This is a genomic window from Sneathiella sp., assembly GCF_041689005.1.
In the GTDB taxonomy this organism is placed as follows: Bacteria; Pseudomonadota; Alphaproteobacteria; order Sneathiellales; family Sneathiellaceae; genus Sneathiella.
This window is the reverse complement of record NZ_JBDNHC010000100.1, coordinates 18,521-42,698: the sequence shown is the minus strand read 5'-3', so window position 1 is coordinate 42,698 and position 24,178 is coordinate 18,521. Positions and strand designations below refer to the sequence as shown.

The following is a 24,178-nucleotide window of genomic DNA, read 5'->3' as shown; positions in this document are numbered from 1 at the left end:
TAGCCTTATTGTGCGTCCCAACGGGCCACCCATCAAGCTTAACTGGCGCGTTCGCAAGATTAAATCAGGCGAGGACAAGATCGTCGACGTGATTATCGAGGGCATCAGCATGGCGCAAACGCAGCGTGACGAGTTTTCTTCCGTCGTCAATCAACCTGGCGTCGGTGTCGATGGGCTGATCAACAGACTAAAGGAACGCACTAAACCCGCAGGCTAACCGAAGTGTCCGGTACTATGGATCCCTGCTAACGGCCTGTGCGTCCGATACACTGAGTCAGGCCCTTTCAAAGCAATACCCAACGGCGCGGACGGTCCTGATCAAATCGGGTTCGCCCTCGCCATTCAAGGCTTTACGCAACCGGCGGATATGGACATCTACCGTGCGGTCTTCGACATAGACATTCTGTCCCCAGACGCCGTCAAGAAGCTGCTCACGCGACAATACCCGGCCAGATCGTTCCATGAAGTAGCGCAATAACTTGAACTCGGTTGGGCCCAACCGCAATTCGCGCCCGCCGCGATTGACCTTGTAGGCCACCAAATCCATTGCCACATTTGAAATATTCAGCGTCTCCCCGCTGACATCCGGATTTCGCCGTCTTAAAACAGCCCGAATTCTGGCCAACAGCTCCGCCGGAGAAAAGGGCTTGGAAATATAGTCATCGGCCCCCACATCAAGGCCGCGCACACGGTCGGCCTCCTCCCCTTTCGCGGTTATCATGATAATCGGAAGGTTCCCATGTTTAGGATCACGACGAAGACGGCGGCAAATCTCGATCCCTGAGATCTTCGGCAACATCCAGTCGAGAAGAAGCATATCCGGGTTTTGCTCCTCTATCACTACCAGCGCCTCGTCGCCATCATGGGCCGAGGCCACATCGAAACCCTCGGCTTCGAGATTGTAGCGCAAAAGCTCTACCATTGCCGGCTCGTCTTCTACTACAAGTACTTTCATCTATCTTTCACTCACTTACCTGATGGTACGTTATCAATCATCGTAACACTTGTTTTGTCGCCCTTGGGGCGCTTCTCAGTCGGCGCTTTGCCAGTCACCTGATATATAATAATTTCGGCGATATTCGTCATATGATCGCCGATACGTTCGATATTTTTAGCCATGAAAATCAGGTGCGTGCAGCTCGTAATGCTGCGGGGATCTTCCATCATGAATGTCAGCAATTCCCGGAACATGCTGCTATACAGCTGATCGACTTCCTGATCCCGCACCCAGACGTCATAGGCAAGCTCAGAATCCCCCTTGGCATAGGCCGTAAGGGTATCATCAATCATGCGGCGGACAAGTTCGCCCATTCTTGGGATGGCAGACATCGGCGTCACCGCAGGCGCCTGATTGAGGGCAATGACGCGCTTGGCGATATTCTTGGAATAATCGGCCACCCGTTCCAGCAGTGAGGCGATTTTCAGGGCCGAGATAACCAGCCGCAGATCATCGGCAACCGGGTTTCTCAATGCAAGGACGCGAATTGCCATATTGTCCACCGACCGTTCAAGCTCGTCAACCTCAGCGTCGTCCTCGATCGTGCGCAAGGCAAGTTCCGTATTGCGTTCGGTCAGCGCGCGAATGGCAGCTTCCAGCTGGGCTTCCGCAAGCCCTCCCATTTCAGCGATGGTATTGCGAACGCTGTCAAGTTCTTCGTCGTAGGACTTTACGATATGCCCGGTCCCGGTCATTCTGGGGTTCTCCTGTTCAAGGCTGTACTGATCATCCAAACCGTCCTGTGATATACCCTTGGGTACGTTCATCGGAGGGGCTAGTGAATAATTTTTCGGTTTCGCCTGATTCCACGAACTCTCCCATATGGAAAAAGGCTGTCTTTTGTGAAATGCGGGCGGCCTGCTGCATGGAATGAGTGACAATAATGATAGTGTAATTTTCCTTCAATTCCTCAATCAGTTCCTCGACTTTCGCCGTCGCAATCGGATCGAGCGCAGAACAGGGCTCATCCATCAGGATGATGTCGGGCCGAACCGCGAGGGCGCGGGCAATGCAAAGGCGCTGCTGCTGCCCCCCGGAAAGACCCGTGCCTGAGGAATGCAGGCGATCCTGAACTTCCTTGATCAGCCCGGCTCGCTCCAGACTGGTCAGAACGATATGGTCGAGTTCGTCCTTGTTGGTGGCAAGTCCGTGAATGCGCGGGCCATAGGCAACATTGTCATAAATCGATTTGGGAAACGGGTTGGGTTTCTGAAAAACCATGCCAACCCGGGCGCGCAGCAGCACCTCATCGACACGAGGGCCATAGATATCGATACCGTCGAGCAAAATCTCACCGGTAACCCGGCAGCTTTCCACCGTATCGTTCATCCGGTTAAGACAGCGCAAATAGGTTGACTTACCGCAGCCCGACGGGCCAATCAGAGAGGTAATCAGGTTCTTCGGTATATCCAAGTTGACCTTCTTCAAGGCCTGGTTGTCGCCATAGAAGACATCCACATTCCGGGTTGAAATGATTATTTCCTCAGGCCTGTCATTTTGCGGTTCCGTTATATCGTCAGCGGACATAAGCACATTCTTTTCCTTTTACCAGCGGCGTTCAAATTTCTTGCGAAGAAAGATGGCCAAAGCATTCATCAATATGAGAAAACCGAGCAGGACCATGATGGCGCCCGAGGTCTTCTCAACAAAAGCGCGTTCCGGGCTGTCAGCCCAGAGAAAAATCTGGACCGGCATCACCGTCGCCGGATCGAAAGCACCGCCCGGTATATCGGCGATAAAAGCGACCATGCCGATCATCAACAACGGCGCAGTCTCGCCAAGCGCCTGAGACAGACCGATAATGGTTCCCGTTAGAATACCCGGCATTGCCAGCGGCAGGACATGGTGAAAGGCTGCTTGCTGATTTGACGCGCCAAGGCCGAGGGCGGCCTGCCGGATACTGTCAGGAACTGCCCGTAATGCCGCGCGGGCGGCAATAATGATCGTCGGCAGTGTCATCAGGGCAAGGGTCAGACCGCCCACCACCGGGGCGGATCGTGGCAAATGGGCAATGTTGAGGAATATCGCCAGCCCTAGCAAGCCGAACACAATCGAGGGGACGGCCGCAAGATTATTGATATTGACCTCAATCAGGTCGTTAAACTTGTTCCGTGGCGCAAATTCCTCCAGATAAATCGCCGACATCACGCCGATCGGGAAGGAAATGGCGATGACGATCAGCAACGTATAGAAGGAGCCGACCATGGCCCCCGCAATCCCGGCCTTTTCCGGCTCGCGGCTGTCACCATTGGTAAAAAAGGCACTATTGAAATGAAACGCGATAGCGCCTTCGCTTTCGAGCACATCCAGCCAGTCCAACTCGTTATTCTTGACCCGCCTGTCAATTTCCGGAAGATCGCGCTCTATATATCCCTTATTGACCATATCGACATCGTCACTGGCCAGCAATTCGACAGGCACTGTCTTACCGACAAGCCCGGGATCATTCATCACCATTTCCCGCAGCGTGCTCGTCGATTCTTTGCTGACAAGGCCGAACAGCGTCCGGAGGTTCTGGCGCTCTTTCACATCCGGGAATTTCTCGCGTAGCGCATTCTGGACAAGCTTGCTGTAATTGGCTGACCGCAACTTCGCCGGATCACGGTGGCCGTCCTTATCGAGCACCGATTCCGAGAAGGTTATATCGAGCGTGACATAGGTCTGGATAAAGGCGGAATATCCCTTGCTGAAAATACTGAATAACAGGATTGCCAGCAACGTCAGAGCAAGCAAGATTGCGCAGAGGCCAAGGCGGCGAAAGCGATTTTCCGATCGTTTCCGTTTCGCAAGATTGGCAATGAATTTATCGGATTGCCAGCCTGTGCCATCGCCAGTTTCGTTTAAATCAGTCATATTTTTCCCGATATTTGCGGACAACGATCAATGCGATAACATTCAACGTCAGGGTGACGGCAAAAAGCACCAGGGCGAGCGCGAAAGCCGCGAGTGTTTTGGCGCTGTCAAACTCCTGGTCGCCGACCAGTAGGCCGACAATCTGCACCGTTACTGTGGTAACGGCTTCCAGTGGGTTGGCCGTGAGGTTGGCGGCAAACCCCGCAGCCATCACCACGATCATCGTTTCACCTATGGCCCGGCTGACAGCCAGAAGAACGGCGCCGACAATCCCCGGCAGGGCAGCGGGCAGAATCACGTTCCGGATAGTTTCTGATTTTGTCGCTCCGAGGCCGTAGGACCCGTCCCTCAAAGACTGCGGAACCGACATGATAATGTCGTCGCTCAGCGAGGAGACGAAAGGAATGATCATCATGCCCATAACGACCCCGGCGGCAAGCGCACTTTCAGACACAACATCGAGACCGACCGCCTCGCCCACATCGCGGAAGAATACCCCAACAGTGAGCGCCGCAAAAAAGCCGTAGACCACTGTCGGAATGCCGGCGAGTATTTCCAGTAACGGCTTGACCACCGCGCGAAACCTGTTGGAAGCATATTCGGTCATGTAAACCGCGCTCAACAAACCAAGCGGCACGGCAACGCACATGGCAATGAAAGTGATCAGAAATGTCCCGGCAAAAAGCGGAACCGAGCCAAAGGCCCCCGACGAGCCGACTTGATCGGCACGAAGAGCGGTTTGCGGGCTCCAGGTCAGGCCGAAGAAAAACTCGGCGGGAGAGACCTTCTGGAAAAATTGAATGGTTTCAAATAACAGCGACAGGACAATGCCGACCGTCGTCAGGATGGAAATAACCGAGGCCAATATCAGAAGGACAAAAACCATCCCTTCAATTGTCTTGCGAACCCGTAAATCCGGATTGATCCTGAGAACCGAAAAATAAAGACCTGCACCTGCCGCCAGCATGACACCAACCGGGAACAGGACCCTGTCAATCTGCCGGGTGGTCCCGGCATCAAACTGAACAGGGGACATATGCAGCGCGATCCACAGAGCGCCCAGAAAGAGCGGTGGGATCATCGCCCAGATGACCACATAGAGACCAAACTGGTGGGGCCGAGAGGTAACGACTTTAGCTGAATTACGAACACCGCTGAGTGCTTTTCTGGTGCCGAACCAATATCCGGCAGCGGACATCAGCAAGAGGACAATCAGAAGAGGGAAAAAGCTCATGGCGGGTTCTTTTCAGGTTTTTGCAGCAAACAACAAAGCGGCGGATGACCCTGAGGCCATCCGCCAATTTAAGATCTTACATCAATTTCAGCGGCGCAAGGGCCATCGCGTCTTTACGGACCTTGTCGCGTTGTGCTTCAGCGAGCGGGATCAAGCCTTTTTCAGCAAGGTATCCAAACTCCCCGAAGGCGTCTTCGCTTGTGAATTCAGCAATATATTCCATGATACCGGGAACCTTGCCGACATGTGCGTCCTTGACATAAAAATACAGAGAGCGGGAAATGCCGTATTTACCGTCCGAGATATTCTCGAATGTCGGGGAAACCCCCTCAACGGTGCTGCCCTGCAAGTGATCGGCATTCTGCTCAAGAAAACTGTATCCGAATATGCCGAAGGCGTCGTGATTGGCGACAAGTTTCTGAACAATCAGGTTGTCGTTTTCACCGGCTTCGATATAGGCACCATCTTCGCGGATAGCCTGGGCGGCCACGGTGAAGGCTTTTGAGTCCGATTTTTTAAGCGCTTTGAGCATATCAAACTCTTCGGCACCGCCCTCCATGGCGAGCTCAACGAAGGCATCCCGTGTTCCGCTGGTTGGCGGCGGGCCCAAAACTTCAATTTTTGTGTCCGGAAACGACGGATCAACATCTTTCCAGGTCTTGTTTGGGTTGTCGACGAGCTTGCCATTAACCGGAATTTGCTTCGCAAGGGCGAGGAAAATTTCCTTTTTGGTCAATTCAAGCGGCGCTGCTTCTTTTGCATTGGCAATGACGATCCCGTCAAACCCAATTTTAACTTCCGTTATTTCCGTGATGCCGGCCGCAGCGCATTTCTCGATTTCCGATTTTTTGATGCGACGCGAGGCGTTGGTGATATCGGGGGTATCATCACCGGCACCGGCGCAAAAGAGTTTCAAACCGCCGCCAGAACCCGTGCTTTCGACGACCGGGGTTTTGAACTTGCCCTTGTTACCAAATGTTTCAGCTACAGTTGTTGAAAAAGGAAAAACTGTCGAGGACCCAACGATCCTGATTTGATCGCGAGCCAGGGCCTGTCCCGAAAGCGCAACGGTTGCGGCCGTTGCAGCAATTGCCAGACCGAAAGTTTTGTTTAGCACGTTTCATTCTCCGTTCATTTAATGTGGCAGCATCCTCCTGCCGACGCGCGGACAATGCTCCTGAACGATGACAGAAATACTACAGATATATGACAGTAATGTTACGGTCGTAAAAGCGTTGAAAATCCTGCATTTAGCTATCGGAAAGGGGCAGCTTGACAGTAAAGGCTGAACCTTTTCCAACCACTGAGGTGATCTCTAACTGACCGCGGTGGCGACTCACAATATGTTTGACGATCGCGAGTCCCAGACCGGTACCGCCGAGTTTCCGGCTGCGATCACTGTCAACCCGGTAGAAGCGCTCCGTCAACCGCGACAAATGCTCCTCCGCAATCCCCTCGCCCTCATCGAGGACTGACGCCCTGACTGTGGTTCCATCGGTAACGACTCTGACAATAATTTCAGCGTTTTCCCGGCTGTATTTGAGGGCATTATCGACAAGATTGGTGAATACTTGGGTAAGTTGGTCAAAATCGCCGGTGATAAACACCGGTTGCACCGGCAGATCGAGACGAACACATTTCCCGAGATCGACGGATTTGGCCTTGATCAGACCCTTCACGCCGTCCAGCACCGCACCGAGGTTCACCCGGTCTGAGGGTCTGCTATGTTCGTTCACCTCTATTTGTGATAACGACAAAAGGTCGGTGATCAGCTGCGACATCCGCAGCGATTGTGCCTGCATCATGGTGAAAAAGCGTTGATGCGCGGCAAGGTCATTCCGGGCCGGGCCGATTAAGGTTTCAAGCGCGCCGATGAGGATAGCCAGCGGGGTTCGTAGTTCATGACTGGCATTGGCGACAAAATCCACCCGCATCTGCTGCATCCGCCGCGACGCGGTCAGGTCATGCAGCGTCACGATCAGACGAAGCCCTTCATTGCTTTCGTCTTTCAAGTTCACAATATATGCCGCAACATGGCGTGGAATGGCATCGGCAATGGTAAATTCAATACGCTGGTCGGGGATTACGCCTTCATACGCGGCATCGATTGCCTTCAGAAAAGCAGGATTACGCATGAACCCCGTCAGTTTCCCGCCCATTTCACTCACATTAAAAAACTGGTTTGCAGCGGCATTCGATCGCCGGATGCGCCGCTCGCTCCCCAAAACCAGCACTGGATCGGGAAGCATATCGAACAACAGCGATGCCTCGTCCTGACGCGACTGTGCCTCCTTCAACATACGCTGGAGACTTCGGCGGTATTGCTGCATGGCGAGAAACAGATTGTCGACCGGCAGCAGGCTGGCTTGTAAACCGTCCCGCGGCTCTTCCTCGATAGAAGACATACCCGCCGCCTGTTCCATGCGAAGGGCGACGGCCCGCATATCTCGAACCAGTTTTGCGTAAAGCAGGCATGCTGGCAAAACCGGTGTCGCGATCAACAACATGATGTAGTCCGGCGATAGCTGACCGTGATCCAGTAACCAGAATGCAACAATTGCAACGGGCAGCGTTATCGCCAAGACAAACGCCAGCATTCTCCATAAGTAACCATTACTGTTGAGCATTATGTTTTCTCATATCAAAGGTCTAGCCAACTACGGGCATCGTCTCGTGTATATGGAAGCGTTCTTTTACAGTTTTGTGACAAAATCAAGAGTTTCACCAATTTCGCCGAGGACAACTAGGTCGGCAAAATCATCAAGAGGGGTCGGTTCGCGATTGAGGATGATCAGCCGCGCCCCAGCCTGTTTGGCCACCAGCGGGATCTCCGCCGCCGGGTAAACCACCAGTGATGAGCCGATCGCAATGAACAACTCCGCCGCTTGCGCCGCAGCATCTGCGCGCTGCATTTCTTCCACCGGCATCGCCTGCCCGAAGGAGATAGTCGCCGTTTTCACAATTCCGCCACACTGACCGCAGTCCGGCAGCGTTTCGTTATTAGAGAAAACCTCACGGACAACATCGAGGCTTATGCGGGTCTGGCATTTGAGACATTTGGCATAAGTCGTGTTACCATGAACCTCGATCACATCTTTGTCTGCGATACCCGAGCTCTGGTGTAACCCGTCTATATTCTGGGTAACGACGGCCGTAACTTTTCCTCTGTCATAAAGTGAGAATATTGCCTTATGTCCTTTATTTGGCTTTGCTTTTGACAATACTGACTCCATGGCAAACTTGCGACGCCAACTTTCACGCCGCGCTTCTTCTGACTGCAGAAACTCGGAAAAATCGATCGGCCGGTGTTTTTCCCAAAGACCACCTGGACTACGAAAATCCGGAATTCCGGATTCGGTGCTGATCCCGGCCCCGGTGAAAATGACAATGCGGCTACTCTCCCGCACCATTTCGGAAAATCTTTTCAGATCCGTCGCCATGTTCTCCTCCTCGATTGAGAACGACCCTGCTACCTCGTCTTCGCGCCCAGTATAGAGCAAAAAGCCAGAGCACTAACAGCCTTTGCACGGAAACTGCCCGACATTTTCACAAAGACCTGTGCCAGACGTTATCTGTACAAGCCAGAAACCGCCGGCAAAAGCCGTGCAAGTCGGAGATTGGATCATGGATAGGGACAAGATGAATAATATCGTTGCGAAGGAATTATCTGAAGCGTTGGCAAGATGTCACCAAAACGGCATTGACCCCGGAACAGTGAGAACGGGATTACTAACCATAACAATTGCCAATTTTGTCAATGGTATAGGACTCGACAACACGATCGCCCTGTTTCAGGCGCTGCCGCAACAGATCCAGTCGGGGTTATTTGACAAATTCGTCGATACGACCAGACCCCGCAGCGTTCCGGCAACCAAGCCCTACATACCGCCGGTTAATCCGGCCGCACCACCGCTGCCCTCGGTGTCAGTGTCGCCCTATGGCGTCTCAGAGACTGGCTCCCCTGCCCCCGCGGAAGCCGCTCCGCCGATCCAGCGACGGCGGCTGTAAGACAACATCAATCGAACCAGAAGCGGATCGCGGCCAAAAACCAAATTTTACGTTAATTTTGCTCTCTCATTAACCGTTTTTAAGGAAGATGACCCTATTTTAGGGTCTAGATTCGTCCTATTTTTAAAAGAGAGGCCTAAGCTGTGCCGCATCATACAAAATTTACAGCCCGTTTTCGGACAGTACTTCTTGCTACAACCGGATTGGTTGCCGCAGGCTGTACCTCAATGTCTAACCAGTCCGCGATGTCTGGGAACGACAGCCAGTATAAGTCTTCCACCAGCGCATCCAGCGATCATAGGGATCCTGAAGGGACCCTTTCCTGGGAAAGCCTGATGCGGGTCGCGGACCACACTTGGGAGAATGGCGACCCCGGAACGGCGATGGGCCTTTATGCAACGGCCGCGAAAGATCAGCCGAAAAACCCGGAACCCCTGCTTAAAGTTGCCCATATCCTCCGGAAAACAGGACGATCACAGGACGCGATTTCCGTCTATAAGAAAGTTCTTGGAATCGCGCCCGGTAACGGGGAAGCGCGGCGCGGTATCGGTTATAGCCAGCTACAGCTTGGAAAGCCGATCCTGGCAACTGAAACATTTGCCGCAGCCTTGACGGTCAACCCCGGTGACGCGGCCATGCTCGGTGGTCTTGCCGTTGCCTATGACAAGGCCGGCAACCATGCGCAGGCGCAGGAATATTACAGGCAGGCCATCAGCGCCGATCCGGATAATCTGAATTATAAAAGCAATCTTGCTCTGTCGATGGCGCTTACCGGCGATACAGACGAGGCAATTGCCATCTTAAAGATGGTTACGAGTGACCCCAAGGCGACCTCAAAGCATCGTCAGACACTGGCCCTCGCCTACGGGCTTGCAGGACAGTCCGTTGAAGCCATGAAATATTCACGGATGGATCTTTCCGAAGCGGATGCCCGCAACAACGGGCAGTATTTCCAGGTATTAAACAGCAAAAGAAACGACCATGCCGAAGCGATCATCGAGCAGGCGAGCGTTATGAAGGCCTCTGCGGATACAATTGATGTCGCAGAACATTCGACAAATGACGAACCTCGGCAGCCTGTTAATCCGGACATCATCGTCGCCCGTCATGAACAGGAATATCTAAGCACCAATGCCAGCAAAAAGTCGCCGGCTGCGACCAAACCTCTTGAGCATTTCACGCCGCGTGTAAAACCACCAGTGATGATGGCGAAATCGGAAACTCCGAAGCCGCCGGTAAGCGCGCCGAAATCCGTTGTTGCCACGGTGATGCCGGATGTTGAAAAGTCACCCGCGCCAACCATTGCCAAAGCGGCGCCAGAAAAGCCCGTTGTTGTCGCCAGCGTTGATCCCGCCGCCAAACCGGCCCCTGCTATTTCGGAGTTCCGTGAATGGAAAGCCGAAAGTAAAGCAGCCCCAATAACCGTTGCATCAACACCGGTTGTCGCTGATACCCAGAAGACGCCCACCGCGAATTCGAACAAGCCGATATCTACTGAAGTTGCTTTTGCCACAAACAATCTGCCGGCAAGTAGTGACGTCACTGCCTATGCGGCGGATGGGGGCCACTACTTCTTGCAGATTGGATCCTATAAGGAAAAGACCCAAGCTGAGAAAGGCTGGAAACTCCTGCAAACCCGGAATGTCGATATTCTCAAGGGAATTGATCCGCTTATCAGTGAAGTCGATCTTGGATCCGACAAGGGTGGAACCTTCTACCGGTTGCAGATTGGGGGGTTCTCCGACAAGACCCAGACCATGGCGCTCTGTGGGACCCTGAGAGACCGCAACTACGATTGCTTCATGGCAATACCTGCAAAGGCAGGGTCAACCTCGAAGACACCGGCAGCCGACAAGGTCGGTCCGGGTCAAACGATGGTAGAGAACACAGAGGATAAGCCAACGCAAACTGAGGCACTGGGCACTAAAAACAAAAATGACAGCAGTCTGATTGCCGATTATAAAGAGGGTTTTGACGCACTTTAATCCAACAATAAATCATCAAAAAAACGGGCTCCGGCATTAGTCGGAGCCCGTTTTTTAATGGCCGTCACGAATATGCCAGGAAAGATGTCAGCAGCAGGTCCTGTCTACCAGCGGCACATCAAGTGTCGAACCTGAACTTGATAGTGTCTGGATTTTTGCGAGGAATGAATCGAAGCGAGGACCTTGTCGCCTTCGCGCCGCGGATCAGCCGCCCTTGGAAAATGCGTCGAGGGCCTTGAGCACGGCGGGGCCGATCAGAACAATAAACAGGGCCGGCAGGATGAAGATAATCATTGGAACTGTCATAATCGCCGGCAGACGGGCAGCCTTTTCCTCGGCCTTCATCAGCCGCTCTTCGCGCATTTCCGCAGCCAGAACGCGCAACGCAACAGCCAGCGGCGTACCGTATTTTTCTGTCTGGACAAGTGTATTTACGAGGGTCGTCATAGCTTGAATATCGACCCGGTTCGCCAGATTAGCCAATGCCTGCTTGCGGTCCGGCAAAAACCCGATTTCAATCGAGGTAAGGCCGAGCTCGTCCGCAAGTTCTGGGGCGGAATTTGCAATTTCCCGACATACCCGGTCAAGACCGCTGTCCAGGTTAAGACCCGCCTCCGTACAGATTACCAGCAAATCAAGGGCGTCGGGGAGTGATTTTCGGATAAGAGCATAGCGTTTTGCTACCTTATTTTTGACGAGTATATCGGGCAGCATATAACCGACAAATCCCACTCCCACCGACGCCAGAAGGCAAACGGGAATGCTCCATTTCCAGGGATTGGTGCCCAGCAGATACAGTAATGCAAGGATACCTGATACCAGAGGTACGGAAATTTTTGCAAACAGATATGCGACCAGCGCGTCCTTCGACCGCCAGCCGCCCTTGGCAAGTTTTGCCGCCATTATCCTGGCCCGTTCGCCGCGCATAAGTTGCAGCTTTTTGACGACCTGGTGCATTATGTTCTCGCGGACAATCAGCTTGCTGCGTTGCTTTGTTTCATTGGCGAGCGTGGTTTTCAGGTGTGTCCGTCGTTTTTCCAGATTTTTAATGCGACCGGGCAAGGCATCCTTGACCAGAAAGGCATTCCACATCATTAAAATGACGGCAAGTGTCGCTCCCCCCGCGATCATTGCGAGAATATCCGCAGAGCGCAGCCAGTCCGGCAATAGAGTGACGATATCGATCATCTTTGACTCCTATATCTCGAACCGGACCATTTTCGCCATGACACCAACACCCGAGGCAATCATCGTCAAACCAACGCCAATCATGTACATCCCGCGCGGATCCTCGAGCAGTGTCATTACATAGCTGCCATTGGCCAGCCACAGCAGGAAGAACATGATAAACGGCAACGAACCGATAATCCAGGCACTGGCCCGGGCCTCCGACGACATTGCCTTGATCTTGAGCTTGATCTGGCGGCGTTTACGCAAGGTATTGGCAAGCCCGCCCAATGTCTCCGCGAGGTTACCCCCGGTTTCACGCTGAATGGAAATGGCGATTATCAGAAATTTGAAATCCGGCAAATCGATTCGCTTGGAAACATTCCACAGGCCTTGCTCAATGCTCTGTCCGACCCGCATGGCATTAGCAACGCCGCGAAATTCCGCGCCGACCGGATCCGGGGCATCATGACCGACGGTCACGATCGCCTCGCTGATGGGAAGACCAGCGCGCAAGCCCCGGCATAGAAGCTCGATGGCCTCGGGGAAAGTTTTCATGAACTTCTTAATTCGCCTGCCCCCCAGGTAACCAACGATGACATGCGGCAAAAACAGGCCGGACGCTATGCTGATCGGAATCGCAAGCATGAGCGGCAATCCGTAGAGGAAATAACAAAAAACGAAAATATTTGCGATGAATAGAACTGTCGCCGTCGCATATTTGAACACGGTGATCTTGAACCCGGTTTTTTCGAGCCGACTCCGCAGCAAATCCGGATTGGGGATAAGTCGCTTCAAAAGAGCATCGAGGAGCTTGATACCGCTGGTATCCTGGGATCGGCGGGCAGAAGTGCCCGATTTCGGTTTGCTCATGGTTTTCTCGCCCTGACTGATTTCTATCAGACGGCGTTTAGACTGGCGCGAAAAGCTTTCGCCGCCAGCGAAGGTAAAAAACAACAGCAAGGAAATGAGGAGGGTCGCCCCTCCGACCACAAGCATTACCGTAATTTGATCTGCAGGGGCAAAAGTTCCAAACATCATATGGCTCCCAGTAGCATTTTTTCGAGACCAAAATACGCCGCGCGTGGCGCAAAATGTGGCCGCAATCCGGTTGACTTGAAGTCGCCCAGCAACCGCCCGCCCTTATCTTCACTATGAAATTCGTACCAGAATAAATCCTGCATAGTGATCACGTCCTCTTCCATGCCCACCACCTCGGAAATATAGGTGACCCGTCGCACTCCGTCGCGCATACGGCTGATCTGCACGATCAGATCAATCGCTGAGGCGATTTGCGTCCGGACCGCTTTCGCGGGCAGATTTACGCTGGACATGCCGACCATATTCTCAAGTCGGGTAAGGGCTTCGCGCGGGCGGTTGGCGTGAATTGTTGATAACGACCCGTCATGGCCGGTATTCATGGCCTGCAACATGTCAATTGCCTCGCTACCGCGAATTTCGCCGAGAATAATACGATCCGGGCGCATACGCAGGGCATTCTTCAACAAATCCCGCATGGAGATTTCACCCCCACCCTCAAGATTGGCGGTCCGCGTTTCAAGTCGAACGACATGGGGCTGTTGCAATTGCAGCTCCGCCGCGTCCTCAATGGTGACAATGCGTTCACCGGGGTCAATCAACTGCGAAATGGCATTCAGCATGGTTGTTTTACCGGAGCCGGTACCACCGGAGATGAGAATATTCAGGCGGCATCGACCGGCCACCCGCAGAACCGTCGCCGCTGAAGCCGACAGATTCTGCTGTCGTTCCATGACGTCCAGGGTAATTTTCTGCTTGGCAAATTTACGAATGGAAATCGACGGGCCGTCAATGGCAAGCGGCGGAATAATGATATTGACACGGCTGCCGTCGGCGAGGCGCGCATCCACGAGCGGATTGGATTCGTCCACCCGGCGGCCAACATGGCTGACAATCCGGCTTGCCACGCTCAGAACATGGGCATTATCGCGGAACTGGCAATCTGACAGCACCAGCTTGCCCTTTTGTTCAATAAAGACCTGCTTGGGGCCATTGACCATGATATCGGTAATCGAATCGTCTGCGAGCAAGGGCTCAAGCGGTCCGAGCCCAAGCATGTCATGCATCAGGCTTTCAGTGAGTTCACGCTGTTCACGCTGGTTAAGTTGGATACGTTCCTCAATGAGGATGTCCGTAATGATATCAGAAATATCACGGGCAAGATCCAGCCGGTCCATGGTGACCGCGGCACTGATATCAATGCGCTCCATCAACAATGGCTGGATAACCGTTTTGATACTTTCAAGATGGGCGTTAATTTTAACGCCCGTCGTCTCCGGCGCCATGGACAGGTTTAACAGGGACGAAGACCTGGTGTCCTCAGCTTTCTCTAAATGGCTTTTCGCAATCGGAATAATGGGATTATCGTTTTCGCCCTCATTCATCAGGGCCGGATTACTTGCAGACGAGGCATCGGTCGAGAGGTCAAAATCTGCACCCTCCGTCACTGGAATTTCCGGTTCCATCCCAAAAACCGTTACGCCTTCTTCAACAGTTTGCGTGTAAAGGGCTTCGACAGGCATCTCGTTTACGATAGAGCCCTCCGGCTCCTCCACCGGCGATTTCTCCATCGGAGTGTGCTGGATTTCATTCTCGGATTTTTTCTTTTTTTCGATCTCTGTCCATAAACCCATCGCCAGGTCGTTGACCAGGTTTCGCTGTTCCAAAACGTTGACATCTATTTTATCGCGCTTCATCGCATCGCGCAGGTATGACTTTACCAGTTGCACAACGACAGACCGGTTTTCGTGCGTAGACAGATTGGGCAACAGCTTATCGGTCACTTCCGGTAAATATTTTGCCAGAAGATCAGCCGCATTTGGACCTGCCGCAGCCGTGATGGCAGATGCGGGTTTAGCCTTTTGGTCCGACGATGTCCTCCATAAACTCACCTTTTATGACTCCCATCCTTTTTCTTTTTCCCGCCCTGAACCATTGTAAACAGGCCTTTCTTCTTGGGCGGAATATAGCCTGAGACATCGGCGGACAACGCCCGCATGATCTTGACAATCGCCGATTTGGCCGCAATCTCACCGATTGCCTTGCCCGCATTCGCACAGACCGTCAGGGTCTTAGAGTCTTCAGGAATCACATAGTCCACTTTTTCGTTCAGCCCGCGTTCAAAATCGGCCTTGCTGACCTGCGCGGTACGATCGACACCAACCCGACTAATAAGCTTTATGATACGGCCTTTGGTCGATAGTGAGGTCATCGCCTGGGTGATTCGATTAATGTCCCGGATGCCGGCAAGTGACTGATCGGAAACAAGGATAACTGTATCTGCAGATGCCAGTAAGGCCCCTTGCGTCGGCAATAGATGCCGCGGCAGATCAACGATGACCTGATTGTAATCCTGACTGATTTCGCCGATCAGCGCGTCAATCGATTCTTCGCTGATGTCAACCAGCTCATCGATCGGCTCCTCGGTGCCCAGCACCGCAAGATAATCCCCGTCTTTGACAAGGGCGCTATCGAGAAACAGCTTGTCGAGGCGATGCGGGTTTTCCAGCGCCTCGCGAAACCCGCCGCCCGTTTCGATATCCAGCGACAGAGTAGTTGTGCCGAAATGTAAATCAAGGTCCAGAAGCGCGGTTGAAAGCTTTTCTTCGTTGGCCATAATCCAGGCCAGGTTCGTCGCAATCGTCGTCGCGCCAACACCCCCGCGTACACCGACAAGAACAGTCAGCCGACCGCTCTGGGCGGTCTGCAATGCCTGCGACTGGCGATCTATATTCTCAACCGCATCTTTCAGCACCTCAACTGTCAACGGCTTTACCAGATAATCCTTGGCACCGAGAGCGATCATTTTTCGGAATTCACCGACATCGTTTGAATCACCAACGATAATCAATGTATTATGCGGCCCAATTTTACGGATGAGACGCGTGATTTCGCCATCAGGGTCAGTGCTGCTACTAATGTCAGCAAGAACAACTTTTGGCGAATTACCTGGCTCAATCCGGTTCAATGCGGCCGTTATGCCGCCGTCCTGCGTGGCATCATTTGACAGATCCAGCGCGGAACAAACCTCTCGGCTGACCGTTAGGGACTGCTCATCGTCAACAAATGCCATGAAGTCCGCGCAGATTTGCGTTCCGAAGAGCGTGCTTAAGTTTGATGCTGTCTTGCCCATACAAATTTCTCCCTTATTGGCTCGAAGCGCCACTGGCACCGGCTGACCCGGCACGGTATTGTTCCACTGCCTTGGCAGCACGTTCACCATCGGCCGCGCTCCCGTGTGAGGGATCGACCAGATCTTTCGGATCCGCAACCATTCCGGCGAAGGCCGATGCCGTCGCACATCCCAGGAACGGTAATGGGAGGTTCTCGTATCCAAGCCCGCGCGGCTTATACCAGCCTTTTTCACAAACCGGATCGACGGTTGCGACATATTTAACAAAATAAACCCGCAAGGAGTTTGTCCCGAGTTCATTCGTAATTTTCGGCGTCACCTCAAATCCACGGTCCTGCAAAAAGCCGGCAAGCTCACCAAAGCGGCGTTCGTTAATGCCATCGGCGCCTTCGAAGGGCGGAAGCTCAACTTCAACCTTTTCGCCAAACCCGATATTCTGCGCCTCGATAAAGCCAAGCAACCTGCCTTTGTCGAGGTCATCAAGCCCGGATCGGCCCGGGTCAAAATCAACAACAACTGTCGGCGTCACTTTATTGACCTGAATGGATTTTTCCAGTTGAGCATTTCGAGTTGTTGCCGTTTCCTGAAATCCTCCCTCATCGAAATTTACAGGGGCGCAGGCCACCAATGCGGCGCCTATCGTCAGAAGGCCGGCCCAGGAAACAGTTCTTTTGAAAAAAATTTGCTGCATTTGGTCTACTCCAGTATGAAGCCGGCAGGCCCGACGAGTTTTACGTCATTATTCGCGGTTGTCGCGGCGGGAGCCCTGGCTGTTGGCGATTTTTGGTCGCCATATGTCGGTTTGAACTGTTTTCCGTCGAGATACAGATCATTGTCATTTGGCGGAATATATCCGTCGGTCGGCTCCGCTATGCGGGAATTAGAGGGTTTGACGAGATAGGGAGTGACAATGATCAGAAGTTCTGTTTCATTCCTCTGGAAAGAAGAGGAACGGAACAAAGCGCCGAGAATGGGAATATCTCCCAGCAATGGTGTTTTGGACACGTTGTTATTGCCATCGTTATTCAGCAAACCGCCAATAGCGAAGCTCTGGCCACTGGCAAGCTCGACGGTTGTTTCAGCCCGTCGGGTCAGCAGTGATTGCACGAAGACGCCACCAATGTTAATGGCGGAATTAGAGGATAATTGGCTGACCTCAGGTTTGACCCTCAGATTAATGCGATCGCCATCGACAATTGTCGGCGTGAATTGAAGAGAAACACCGAATGGTTTGTATTCGACGGTCACGGCACCGTTTTCCTGGGGAACCGGAACGGGGAATTCACCACCCGCCAGGAAATCCGCTGACTCGCCGGAAAGCGCTGTCAGATTCGGTTCCGCAAGAACCGTCAGCAACCCCTCATCATCCAGCGCATCGACCAAACTGTTAATGTTTACATTTTGATCGTTATACCCACCAAACACATATGAATTATCTCCAGCCGGTCGGAGAACCGACCCAGTCAAGGCACTGGTCACAATATCGGGCCCGCGTGCAAAACCGAGAACCCCGTCGCCGATTTGCCCGAACACTTCCCAATTAACGCCGAAACGTTTGGTGACTGAGCGGCTGACTTCGGCAACGCGAACCCGCAGGTTGACCTGCATCGCGCCCTGAACAGCAATACGGTTGAAAACCGTGCCCCCGCCAAGATAGAGCGCCGCCATCCGGCGGGCATCTTCGGACTGTGCTGCTGATTTAACCTTACCAGTCAGCATAATTCCGGTCGGTGTTGATCGCGCCTTAAGGCCGCCGTTGGGGCTGATTTCCTGAAGCGCCTCGTTTAATGAGGTCACGTCATGAGTAATCGATACCGGAGAATTGAGAAGAACACGGCCCTGTTTATCAAGGGCAAACAAATTCGTGTTGCCGGTCGCCTTTCCGAAAACATAGATGATCGTCGGAGACTGAATCTGAACGTCCGCCAGTTCGGGATTACCAATGAAAACGGACGTTGCCGGTTGATCCAGTTGAACCAGCTTCCCCGAGTTAAGGGTGAGCGCCAGAATGTCACCTTTGGAATTTATGACACGCGCCGCACCAGCAATGGACGGAGCGGTAAAAGCCAACATCAAGCCGAGCCCGACAGCCGCTATTGATTTCGCATAGGTCGTCAGCATTTAACTACTCCTCAGTCGAACAGCTTCTGCTTGGCATTGCCAGCTCTTACGACATTAATGACGGTTGTGGGTATTCCCGTGCGGCGTGAGCCGCCGGTAATCAAGGCACTCGCCTCACTGTCCCAAGTATGACCGCGTCCGCGTTCCGCCTTGAAGACTGTTTTGCTGGCTGTACTTTTCCGTGGATCTTCTTCCCGGGCGAGACTGCGCAATGACAGGCTCAAATGGCCCAGCTCAGAGGCGACGGCAATGATTTCTGCGCCCTTGGGAGAAACTTCAAGGGTTGCCGTCCGTCGAACGGAGGCTTCCTGCTGCTGGTCGTTGGTCGACTGGTCCATGGCAACAATCCGGACATCCGTCAAAATTGTTTCGCTAGCCCGCCGGGCTCCGCTGTCGCCTTCAGCTTCGGTTTCCTTGACAATACCGTGGGTCAGAATGACATCAACCCGATCCCCCGGAAAAACAAAGCCGGAAATACCTGAAGTCGCATCTAAGGGAATGGATACGGCGCGTGTACCAGGGCTTAAAACAGCCGCAAGATATCCTCTTTCACCAGGATGTACCATGCGGGCATCGGTAATTGGCTCACCGGCAGTAATCCCCTGCCTTACAACTGTTCCGATAAATTCATCCAAAGACCGGACGTCCTTTACCACATACATGTCTTCAACGTCATCGGTTTCAGGCCATGCCTGCCATTTGACATCCTGTTCCTGAACCAAGGTTCCCGCCGGCAGATCTGCGGCAGCAACCAGGATTTGGGTTTTTGTTTCAACCGGCACGACCTTAACGGCGGCGGTTTCAACTTTATTCTGATGCCCGGCCCAGCTGCGGACAAACAAAACGGTTGCTCCGGTGATAAGCAATGCAAAAATGATTAAAACAATTTTTCGCGCCATGGTGCTAAATCCATCATGTTTAAATTAATTATGACAGTAGCCGGCAAGACCTTAATTTCAGGTTAAATTTGGGAGTATTTTGTGGGATTTAAAATTAAATACACTGACGCCATAAACCAGCGGAAGCGCCGGTACCTGGCGATAACGCAGGGATTTTCCAATGCTGCAAAAGCTGCGGACAAGGGCCGAAATTTTCAGGATTATCAGAATTAATAGTGCAGGCTACCGTGAAAAAACACGGGTCAATATGTGCAGCTATCCTCGCCCGTCGCGGTTATCGTGAAATTTCCACCGACAGCTGTGCAAAAGTCGTCAGAGATATTTGTGAAGGCTGTCAGGATTGTGTTACCCGTGGCCGTAAAAGCGACGATGCCAGCAATAGCGACGAGAGATGCAATAAGCCCGTATTCGATGGCTGTGGCCCCGGTTTCATCTTTAAGAAAACTTGAAAACCACAACATGGCAACCTCCAGCTCGATTAAGTGACTTTATCCGGGAATAATTTACATGTTTTGACTAGGAGAGGTGAAAGGGGCGCCGGTTGATGGGCGCCCCGTTCCGAATAAAAGTATTATGTGCATGAACCAGCAGTGCCAGCCGCAGCGTTAGACACAGTATAGTTACCACCTGTACCATTACACAAAGCAGAAGCAATGTCATCGAATGCGCCGACAATTGTGTCACCAAGAGCCGTGAACGCGACAACACCGACAAGAGCAACGAGGGCGGCAATCAGGCCATATTCAATGGCCGTCGCACCAGACTCGTCGTTTACGAAAGAACGGATTACTTTAATCATTTGAGTCTCCTAAAAATCAGGAATTTTTCCTGACACTAAACAAAACTTGGTTTTCAACCCCGCAAGGCTTTCTTACCCCTTGGCGTCTAGACTTTTTAGCCCGCGTAAACCGCAACCTGCAAAGCCCCTTAACATCATAAAGCGCTTCCCAAGTTCGTCTTGCCTCGCGCCTTGAACAGCATTTAAACCGGAATTGATTAATCAATAGTTAAAAGGATCGAGTTTTTTTCATGTAATGGAGAGTGATAATATTACTAAAATTTTATAAAATAGATATTTTTTATTTTTGTTCATTATTTACATACATAATTATTTTAATAACTATGTATTTATTTAAAGTATATTTATTTTATACTTATTTTTACTTTGTCATTGTTTTTCGTATAAATTATGGGAAATTTTGGCCTGTTCTTTAATCAACGTTAAGCTTTTTGAGGGATATTAGCGGCATAAAGATTTGTCATATTCAATATATGGTGCCGCATGAACAAGAAAATTGCTTCAGGCCTGCTTCGCCAGACCCTTAAGAAATTTATCAGAAATAATCATGGTGCGTCGGCCGTGATCGTCGCTTTTCTTGCGATTCCCCTCTTTGGAGCGGTCGGTCTTTCGGTTGATCTTGGACGCGCCTATGTTTTAAAGGGCAAGCTTTCCACCGCGCTGGATGCGGCCGGGCTCGCAGTAGGACGTAATATTTTTTCGCCTAACTCTGAAATCTACGCGGATGCGCAGAAATACTTCGACGCCAATTTTCCGCCGGGCTTTATGGGCACTGCCGCCATCACCATGAACGCATCTACTGTGTCGTGGGATGCAACTAGGCAAAATATCACGCTGAACGTGCGCGCGGATATGGGGACGACGTTTATGAATGTTCTCGGTCAACCGGAACTGACCGTCGGCGCCAGCACACAGATCAAACGCGATAACCGCGGCATGGAATTGGTTTTGGTTCTCGATAACACGGGGTCCATGGATTACAGCCTCGGGGGTAGTACTCGGATGGCCGAATTAAAATCTGCCTCACATAACCTGATCCAAATCCTTTATGGCGATGAGGAAACCCAGGACAAACTCTGGGTTGGTATCGTCCCTTATAACGTTACTGTAAATATCGGTCCGCAAAACATCAATTTCTTAAGCAACGCCGATCGTAATAATATTCTCAGTAATAGTAGCAGTATTTATACTCAGGACAGCGATAATACAGCCCTTGGACGGGATGTTACGGGCGACGGCATTAGTGATACCGTCTACGGCTGGCGCGGCTGTGTTGAAATGCGGGACGACCTGATTGACGGTACCGTCGACGTGTCAGATGACCCGCCAGCGAAAGACTTTGTCCCTTATTTCGGCAACGATCATAGTACAAATAACTGGATAACCACGACAACAAAATGGGGCAACACAACAACAAGCTACAGTATTAACGATACAAAAGGTCCGAATTACAATTGCCCACTTACCTCTGTCTTGCCACTCACGGCGGAAAGATCAACAATCGACGCACATATCGATGATATGACCGCCCAGGGCAACACCGCCGTCAATATCGGAATGGTCTGGGGATGGCGCGCGGTGTCGCCGCGCTGGAATGGGCTTTGGTATGGATCGTCGACGCTCAATATGCCGACAAACACCAAGGTCAGCCCGCAAGTTCCTTATACGACGCTGCCGCTCAATTATAACGAAACTTATATGGATAAAGTCGTCATCCTGATGACTGACGGCGATAATACGATCGGCAGCAGCCGCTATAATGCTTATGCACGTCAGAAGAAAAAAGGCGTATCTCAGCCGTACGGCTCTCTTTACGACGGCACTACGGGTTTTATGAGAAGCGACCGCCCAACTTATAGCAAAGACGGATACTCTAACTATGCTGCTATTTCTGATGCTAAAGTTTTGGCCACCTGCGCGGCTATGAAAAGTGCCGGGATCATCATCTATACGATCCTGCTCGTCGACGGCAATTCCAGTATGATGAAAAGCTGTGCAACGTCGCCGAAACATGCCTTTGTCGCTCTGTCTGCCGACGATCTGGAGGACCATTTTAACACCATCGGCGAAGAGCTTAGTAATCTGCGTATCTCGAAATAGGCAGAACACGATATCTAACAGATAAAGAGCGGTGGTTTTTACCACTGCTCTTTTTTCCATAGCAATTTTCCCCCAACCTCTCCTAGAAGAATCCTCCTAGGGCTGCATATTGCAAAGAAGCAATATATCAACTAGATTAGGTGCTTCGTTGACGCCGCTGGATTATTTGAGAAGAAACAGGGCTTCCGGTCAGGCATCGCTCGGCAAAACCCTTCACCCAACCCGCCTGGGACGAGAGAATTTTGTCCTCATCCTGGTCCGGCGTCGTCTCCATTACCTCTTTGATCGGGTCTGCGTTTCCTACGCAGACATGAGTGCCCACATCTTTACCGATGCGCGCATTTCTTCACCGGCAGTAATTACAGCTTAATCGCGTTATCATAAGTTGGAAATGTCAGCCCGCCGGAACCGCACTCTGCCACCCCCGTGTGCCGCCGTCGGGCACATGAAATAGAAAAGATGCCTGCTTAGAGCCGCCACCGTTTCGCGACATGATTATCTATGGCGCGGCGGGGAAGGTGATAGTGTCGGTAAAGCGGGGACGGAAATAGGCCCGACCGCGAATAAGCATGTTACCAAAAAATCCAATACCGCCAGTGAGATACGGGCTATAATTAAAGTAAGCTTCAGCGACAATCAACGTCTCACCATTGGCGAGCGTTTCCCCCGACCCCGTATCTGGAAAGGCCGTCGGCAAGATTGCGTTGCCACCGACAGTGCTACCGATAGGGCTACTGACTCCGGAAATCGACCCTGAGACCCGCTGGCTCAGAATTTCCGGCGCCTGTCCGGTTCGGCCCTGAACGGAGGTCAGAATAATCATATTACCCGTGCTGATATCGAACGGCTGCGCCATAAAAAGAGCAGAATCAATAATATTCGAGATTTCTGTTTCGGTAATAGTCTCGACATTGGAGCGGGCAATGAGGTCTGATAGGGTCGCCGCAATCCGATCCATTTTCTGTGTCATCAGGGTGTAGCGGGCAACCTCAAAACTGCCGGCGGTGAGCAGCATCAGGACCGGCAGCATCAAGGCAAATTCCGTCATGGCCACGCCGCGATGATTGCGGATAAAGGCACAGATGTGACCTAACATCCGGTTGCCTGTAGATTTAAGTAAACGCTTCATTTTAAACCTCAATTGAAGGTAATAGCGCATTAATAAGGCTCGTTACGCACCACGATGGAGGCATGCATTGGAATTATCCCGCTCAAGATCGGGATGACCTGTCCGCTTAGGAAATTCCAGTTATATTTAACAGTGTAAAGCACAATATCCCCCTGCGCACCGAGCCCGGCGACGCCGAAATCCGCATCATAGACACCATTGCCGTTGACCTCCACCCAAGGCTCGCCAGCGGGATAGACGGTGCCGTCTGTATCCGTAAAGGGACCCGGCGTCCAGTTGCCGTCACCGTTCAGGTCAATATATTCCTCGCCCTGCCCCACATAGGCAAAATTCTCATATACCAGCGTTGTCACATCCGCGGTCGTCAGCCCCAAAAGGCCGAGAGAAGCGTCATTGAGCATATCGACCAACGCCTGTGTATTGCTCGAACCTTCCTGGATTTGCCCTGTAAGCCCGAGGCGGGAGGCGTCTTTGAGACTTCCCTCCACCACGGTATTGATGAACATCGCCATGCTAACCTCAATAATGCCCACCAGAACAAGGATCAGCACAGGCGCGATCATCGCCAGTTCAACAGCGGTCGCGCCAAGAGTATCCTGTGCAAATGCTTTTAGGACCCGGCGTTTTAGAAGTGCGCGTAAAATCATGGTCGATCCTTCCACAAATCTTTGTGCAAGAATATCCCATAGCCCTTAAGGTGCGGTTAAGATCTGCC

23 protein-coding genes are annotated in these 24,178 nt (G+C 52.1%); 4 read left to right on the top strand and 19 right to left on the bottom strand.

Annotation, left to right across the window (positions count from 1 at the left end; genetic code table 11):
- A partial coding sequence (locus ACESNI_RS11980; protein ID WP_373087002.1) for a phospholipid-binding protein MlaC occupies positions 1-217 on the top strand: 217 nt, incomplete at its 5' end.
- A 57-nt stretch (positions 218-274) separates the two neighbouring features.
- Here the strand turns inward: ACESNI_RS11980 and phoB are convergent.
- From phoB to ACESNI_RS11940, 8 genes are all read right to left on the bottom strand, one after another.
- On the bottom strand, positions 275-955 hold the full coding sequence (gene phoB / locus ACESNI_RS11975; RefSeq protein ID WP_373087000.1) for a phosphate regulon transcriptional regulator PhoB: 681 nt from the start codon (positions 953-955) through the stop codon (positions 275-277).
- A gap of 11 nt (positions 956-966) precedes the next feature.
- A complete protein-coding gene (phoU, locus tag ACESNI_RS11970; protein ID WP_373086998.1) occupies positions 967-1,692 on the bottom strand; it encodes a phosphate signaling complex protein PhoU in 726 nt (241 codons plus the stop codon).
- 31 nt (positions 1,693-1,723) lie between these two features.
- Positions 1,724-2,524: a phosphate ABC transporter ATP-binding protein PstB gene (gene pstB, locus ACESNI_RS11965; RefSeq protein WP_373086996.1), complete on the bottom strand. Its 801-nt coding sequence runs from the start codon at positions 2,522-2,524 to the stop codon at positions 1,724-1,726.
- Between the two features lie 18 nt (positions 2,525-2,542).
- A complete protein-coding gene (gene pstA / locus ACESNI_RS11960) occupies positions 2,543-3,850 on the bottom strand; it encodes a phosphate ABC transporter permease PstA (protein WP_373086994.1) in 1,308 nt (435 codons plus the stop codon).
- Positions 3,843-5,084 (bottom strand): phosphate ABC transporter permease subunit PstC, encoded by a 1,242-nt coding sequence (pstC, locus tag ACESNI_RS11955; protein ID WP_373086991.1) that lies wholly within the window; start codon positions 5,082-5,084, stop codon positions 3,843-3,845. Before pstC ends, pstA begins: the two co-directional genes overlap by 8 nt.
- A gap of 76 nt (positions 5,085-5,160) precedes the next feature.
- Positions 5,161-6,201 (bottom strand): PstS family phosphate ABC transporter substrate-binding protein, encoded by a 1,041-nt coding sequence (locus ACESNI_RS11950; protein ID WP_373086988.1) that lies wholly within the window; start codon positions 6,199-6,201, stop codon positions 5,161-5,163.
- Between the two features lie 133 nt (positions 6,202-6,334).
- Complete coding sequence (locus ACESNI_RS11945; RefSeq protein ID WP_373086986.1) at positions 6,335-7,711, bottom strand: ATP-binding protein; 1,377 nt, start codon at positions 7,709-7,711, stop codon at positions 6,335-6,337.
- Positions 7,712-7,777: 66 nt separating this feature from the next.
- Positions 7,778-8,524 (bottom strand): NAD-dependent deacetylase, encoded by a 747-nt coding sequence (locus ACESNI_RS11940; RefSeq protein ID WP_373086984.1) that lies wholly within the window; start codon positions 8,522-8,524, stop codon positions 7,778-7,780.
- Positions 8,525-8,708: 184 nt separating this feature from the next.
- Between ACESNI_RS11940 and ACESNI_RS11935 the strand changes: the two genes are divergently transcribed.
- Together ACESNI_RS11935 and ACESNI_RS11930 are read left to right on the top strand one after the other, a co-directional pair.
- Positions 8,709-9,092 carry a hypothetical protein gene (locus ACESNI_RS11935; RefSeq protein ID WP_373086982.1) on the top strand — a complete coding sequence of 128 codons (384 nt, stop codon included), beginning with the start codon at positions 8,709-8,711 and terminating at the stop codon, positions 9,090-9,092.
- Between the two features lie 227 nt (positions 9,093-9,319).
- Positions 9,320-11,077, top strand: a complete 1,758-nt coding sequence (locus ACESNI_RS11930; protein ID WP_373086980.1) for a tetratricopeptide repeat protein — start codon at positions 9,320-9,322, stop codon at positions 11,075-11,077.
- Positions 11,078-11,281: 204 nt separating this feature from the next.
- Here ACESNI_RS11930 and ACESNI_RS11925 read toward each other — a convergent pair whose 3' ends face one another.
- The 9 genes from ACESNI_RS11925 to ACESNI_RS11885 all read right to left on the bottom strand — a co-directional run bounded on the left by ACESNI_RS11925 (position 11,282) and on the right by ACESNI_RS11885 (position 20,234).
- Positions 11,282-12,265 (bottom strand): type II secretion system F family protein, encoded by a 984-nt coding sequence (locus tag ACESNI_RS11925; RefSeq protein WP_373086977.1) that lies wholly within the window; start codon positions 12,263-12,265, stop codon positions 11,282-11,284.
- A gap of 9 nt (positions 12,266-12,274) precedes the next feature.
- Positions 12,275-13,285 carry a type II secretion system F family protein gene (locus ACESNI_RS11920; protein ID WP_373086975.1) on the bottom strand — a complete coding sequence of 337 codons (1,011 nt, stop codon included), beginning with the start codon at positions 13,283-13,285 and terminating at the stop codon, positions 12,275-12,277.
- Positions 13,282-15,174, bottom strand: a complete 1,893-nt coding sequence (locus ACESNI_RS11915) for a CpaF family protein (protein WP_373086973.1) — start codon at positions 15,172-15,174, stop codon at positions 13,282-13,284. The genes ACESNI_RS11920 and ACESNI_RS11915 overlap by 4 nt, the downstream gene beginning before the upstream one ends.
- Positions 15,171-16,415 carry an AAA family ATPase gene (locus ACESNI_RS11910; protein WP_373086970.1) on the bottom strand — a complete coding sequence of 415 codons (1,245 nt, stop codon included), beginning with the start codon at positions 16,413-16,415 and terminating at the stop codon, positions 15,171-15,173. Before ACESNI_RS11910 ends, ACESNI_RS11915 begins: the two co-directional genes overlap by 4 nt.
- A gap of 13 nt (positions 16,416-16,428) precedes the next feature.
- Positions 16,429-17,106 carry a CpaD family pilus assembly lipoprotein gene (locus tag ACESNI_RS11905; RefSeq protein WP_373086968.1) on the bottom strand — a complete coding sequence of 226 codons (678 nt, stop codon included), beginning with the start codon at positions 17,104-17,106 and terminating at the stop codon, positions 16,429-16,431.
- A 5-nt stretch (positions 17,107-17,111) separates the two neighbouring features.
- Positions 17,112-18,536, bottom strand: coding sequence for a type II and III secretion system protein family protein (locus ACESNI_RS11900; RefSeq protein WP_373086966.1), 1,425 nt, complete (start codon positions 18,534-18,536; stop codon positions 17,112-17,114).
- A gap of 11 nt (positions 18,537-18,547) precedes the next feature.
- On the bottom strand, positions 18,548-19,435 hold the full coding sequence (gene cpaB / locus ACESNI_RS11895) for a Flp pilus assembly protein CpaB (RefSeq protein ID WP_373086964.1): 888 nt from the start codon (positions 19,433-19,435) through the stop codon (positions 18,548-18,550).
- A gap of 242 nt (positions 19,436-19,677) precedes the next feature.
- Positions 19,678-19,896, bottom strand: a complete 219-nt coding sequence (locus tag ACESNI_RS11890; RefSeq protein WP_373086962.1) for a Flp family type IVb pilin — start codon at positions 19,894-19,896, stop codon at positions 19,678-19,680.
- Between the two features lie 110 nt (positions 19,897-20,006).
- Positions 20,007-20,234 (bottom strand): Flp family type IVb pilin, encoded by a 228-nt coding sequence (locus ACESNI_RS11885; RefSeq protein ID WP_373086959.1) that lies wholly within the window; start codon positions 20,232-20,234, stop codon positions 20,007-20,009.
- A 483-nt stretch (positions 20,235-20,717) separates the two neighbouring features.
- Here ACESNI_RS11885 and ACESNI_RS11880 point away from each other — a divergent pair, with 483 nt between their 5' ends.
- Entirely contained in the window at positions 20,718-22,334 is a 1,617-nt protein-coding gene (locus tag ACESNI_RS11880) for a pilus assembly protein TadG-related protein (protein ID WP_373086957.1), read from the top strand.
- 499 nt (positions 22,335-22,833) lie between these two features.
- Here the strand turns inward: ACESNI_RS11880 and ACESNI_RS11875 are convergent, their stop codons facing one another.
- Both ACESNI_RS11875 and ACESNI_RS11870 read right to left on the bottom strand, forming a co-directional pair.
- Positions 22,834-23,463: a TadE/TadG family type IV pilus assembly protein gene (locus ACESNI_RS11875; protein WP_373086954.1), complete on the bottom strand. Its 630-nt coding sequence runs from the start codon at positions 23,461-23,463 to the stop codon at positions 22,834-22,836.
- Between the two features lie 29 nt (positions 23,464-23,492).
- The gene (locus ACESNI_RS11870; protein ID WP_373086952.1) at positions 23,493-24,110 is read right to left on the bottom strand and encodes a TadE/TadG family type IV pilus assembly protein; all 618 of its coding nucleotides are present in this window, start codon (positions 24,108-24,110) and stop codon (positions 23,493-23,495) included.
- Between the last annotated feature and the right edge of the window lie 68 nt (positions 24,111-24,178).

Bases quoted from the DNA above. Each gene is read 5' to 3' on its own strand.
- pstB (WP_373086996.1), bottom strand. From the start codon at position 2,524: ATGTCCGCTGACGATATAACGGAACCGCAAAATGACAGGCCTGAGGAA.
- ACESNI_RS11905 (WP_373086968.1), bottom strand. From the start codon at position 17,106: ATGCAGCAAATTTTTTTCAAAAGAACTGTTTCCTGGGCCGGCCTTCTG.
- ACESNI_RS11930 (WP_373086980.1), top strand. From the start codon at position 9,320: ATGTCTAACCAGTCCGCGATGTCTGGGAACGACAGCCAGTATAAGTCT.
- cpaB (WP_373086964.1), bottom strand. From the start codon at position 19,435: ATGGCGCGAAAAATTGTTTTAATCATTTTTGCATTGCTTATCACCGGA.
- ACESNI_RS11945 (WP_373086986.1), bottom strand. From the start codon at position 7,711: ATGCTCAACAGTAATGGTTACTTATGGAGAATGCTGGCGTTTGTCTTG.
- ACESNI_RS11880 (WP_373086957.1), top strand. From the start codon at position 20,718: ATGAACAAGAAAATTGCTTCAGGCCTGCTTCGCCAGACCCTTAAGAAA.
- ACESNI_RS11885 (WP_373086959.1), bottom strand. From the start codon at position 20,234: ATGATTAAAGTAATCCGTTCTTTCGTAAACGACGAGTCTGGTGCGACG.
- ACESNI_RS11910 (WP_373086970.1), bottom strand. From the start codon at position 16,415: ATGGGCAAGACAGCATCAAACTTAAGCACGCTCTTCGGAACGCAAATC.
- ACESNI_RS11940 (WP_373086984.1), bottom strand. From the start codon at position 8,524: ATGGCGACGGATCTGAAAAGATTTTCCGAAATGGTGCGGGAGAGTAGC.
- ACESNI_RS11920 (WP_373086975.1), bottom strand. From the start codon at position 13,285: ATGATGTTTGGAACTTTTGCCCCTGCAGATCAAATTACGGTAATGCTT.
- phoU (WP_373086998.1), bottom strand. From the start codon at position 1,692: ATGACCGGGACCGGGCATATCGTAAAGTCCTACGACGAAGAACTTGAC.
- ACESNI_RS11875 (WP_373086954.1), bottom strand. From the start codon at position 23,463: ATGAAGCGTTTACTTAAATCTACAGGCAACCGGATGTTAGGTCACATC.
- ACESNI_RS11935 (WP_373086982.1), top strand. From the start codon at position 8,709: ATGGATAGGGACAAGATGAATAATATCGTTGCGAAGGAATTATCTGAA.
- ACESNI_RS11870 (WP_373086952.1), bottom strand. From the start codon at position 24,110: ATGATTTTACGCGCACTTCTAAAACGCCGGGTCCTAAAAGCATTTGCA.
- pstA (WP_373086994.1), bottom strand. From the start codon at position 3,850: ATGACTGATTTAAACGAAACTGGCGATGGCACAGGCTGGCAATCCGAT.
- phoB (WP_373087000.1), bottom strand. From the start codon at position 955: ATGAAAGTACTTGTAGTAGAAGACGAGCCGGCAATGGTAGAGCTTTTG.
- ACESNI_RS11925 (WP_373086977.1), bottom strand. From the start codon at position 12,265: ATGATCGATATCGTCACTCTATTGCCGGACTGGCTGCGCTCTGCGGAT.
- pstC (WP_373086991.1), bottom strand. From the start codon at position 5,084: ATGAGCTTTTTCCCTCTTCTGATTGTCCTCTTGCTGATGTCCGCTGCC.
- ACESNI_RS11900 (WP_373086966.1), bottom strand. From the start codon at position 18,536: ATGCTGACGACCTATGCGAAATCAATAGCGGCTGTCGGGCTCGGCTTG.
- ACESNI_RS11890 (WP_373086962.1), bottom strand. From the start codon at position 19,896: ATGTTGTGGTTTTCAAGTTTTCTTAAAGATGAAACCGGGGCCACAGCC.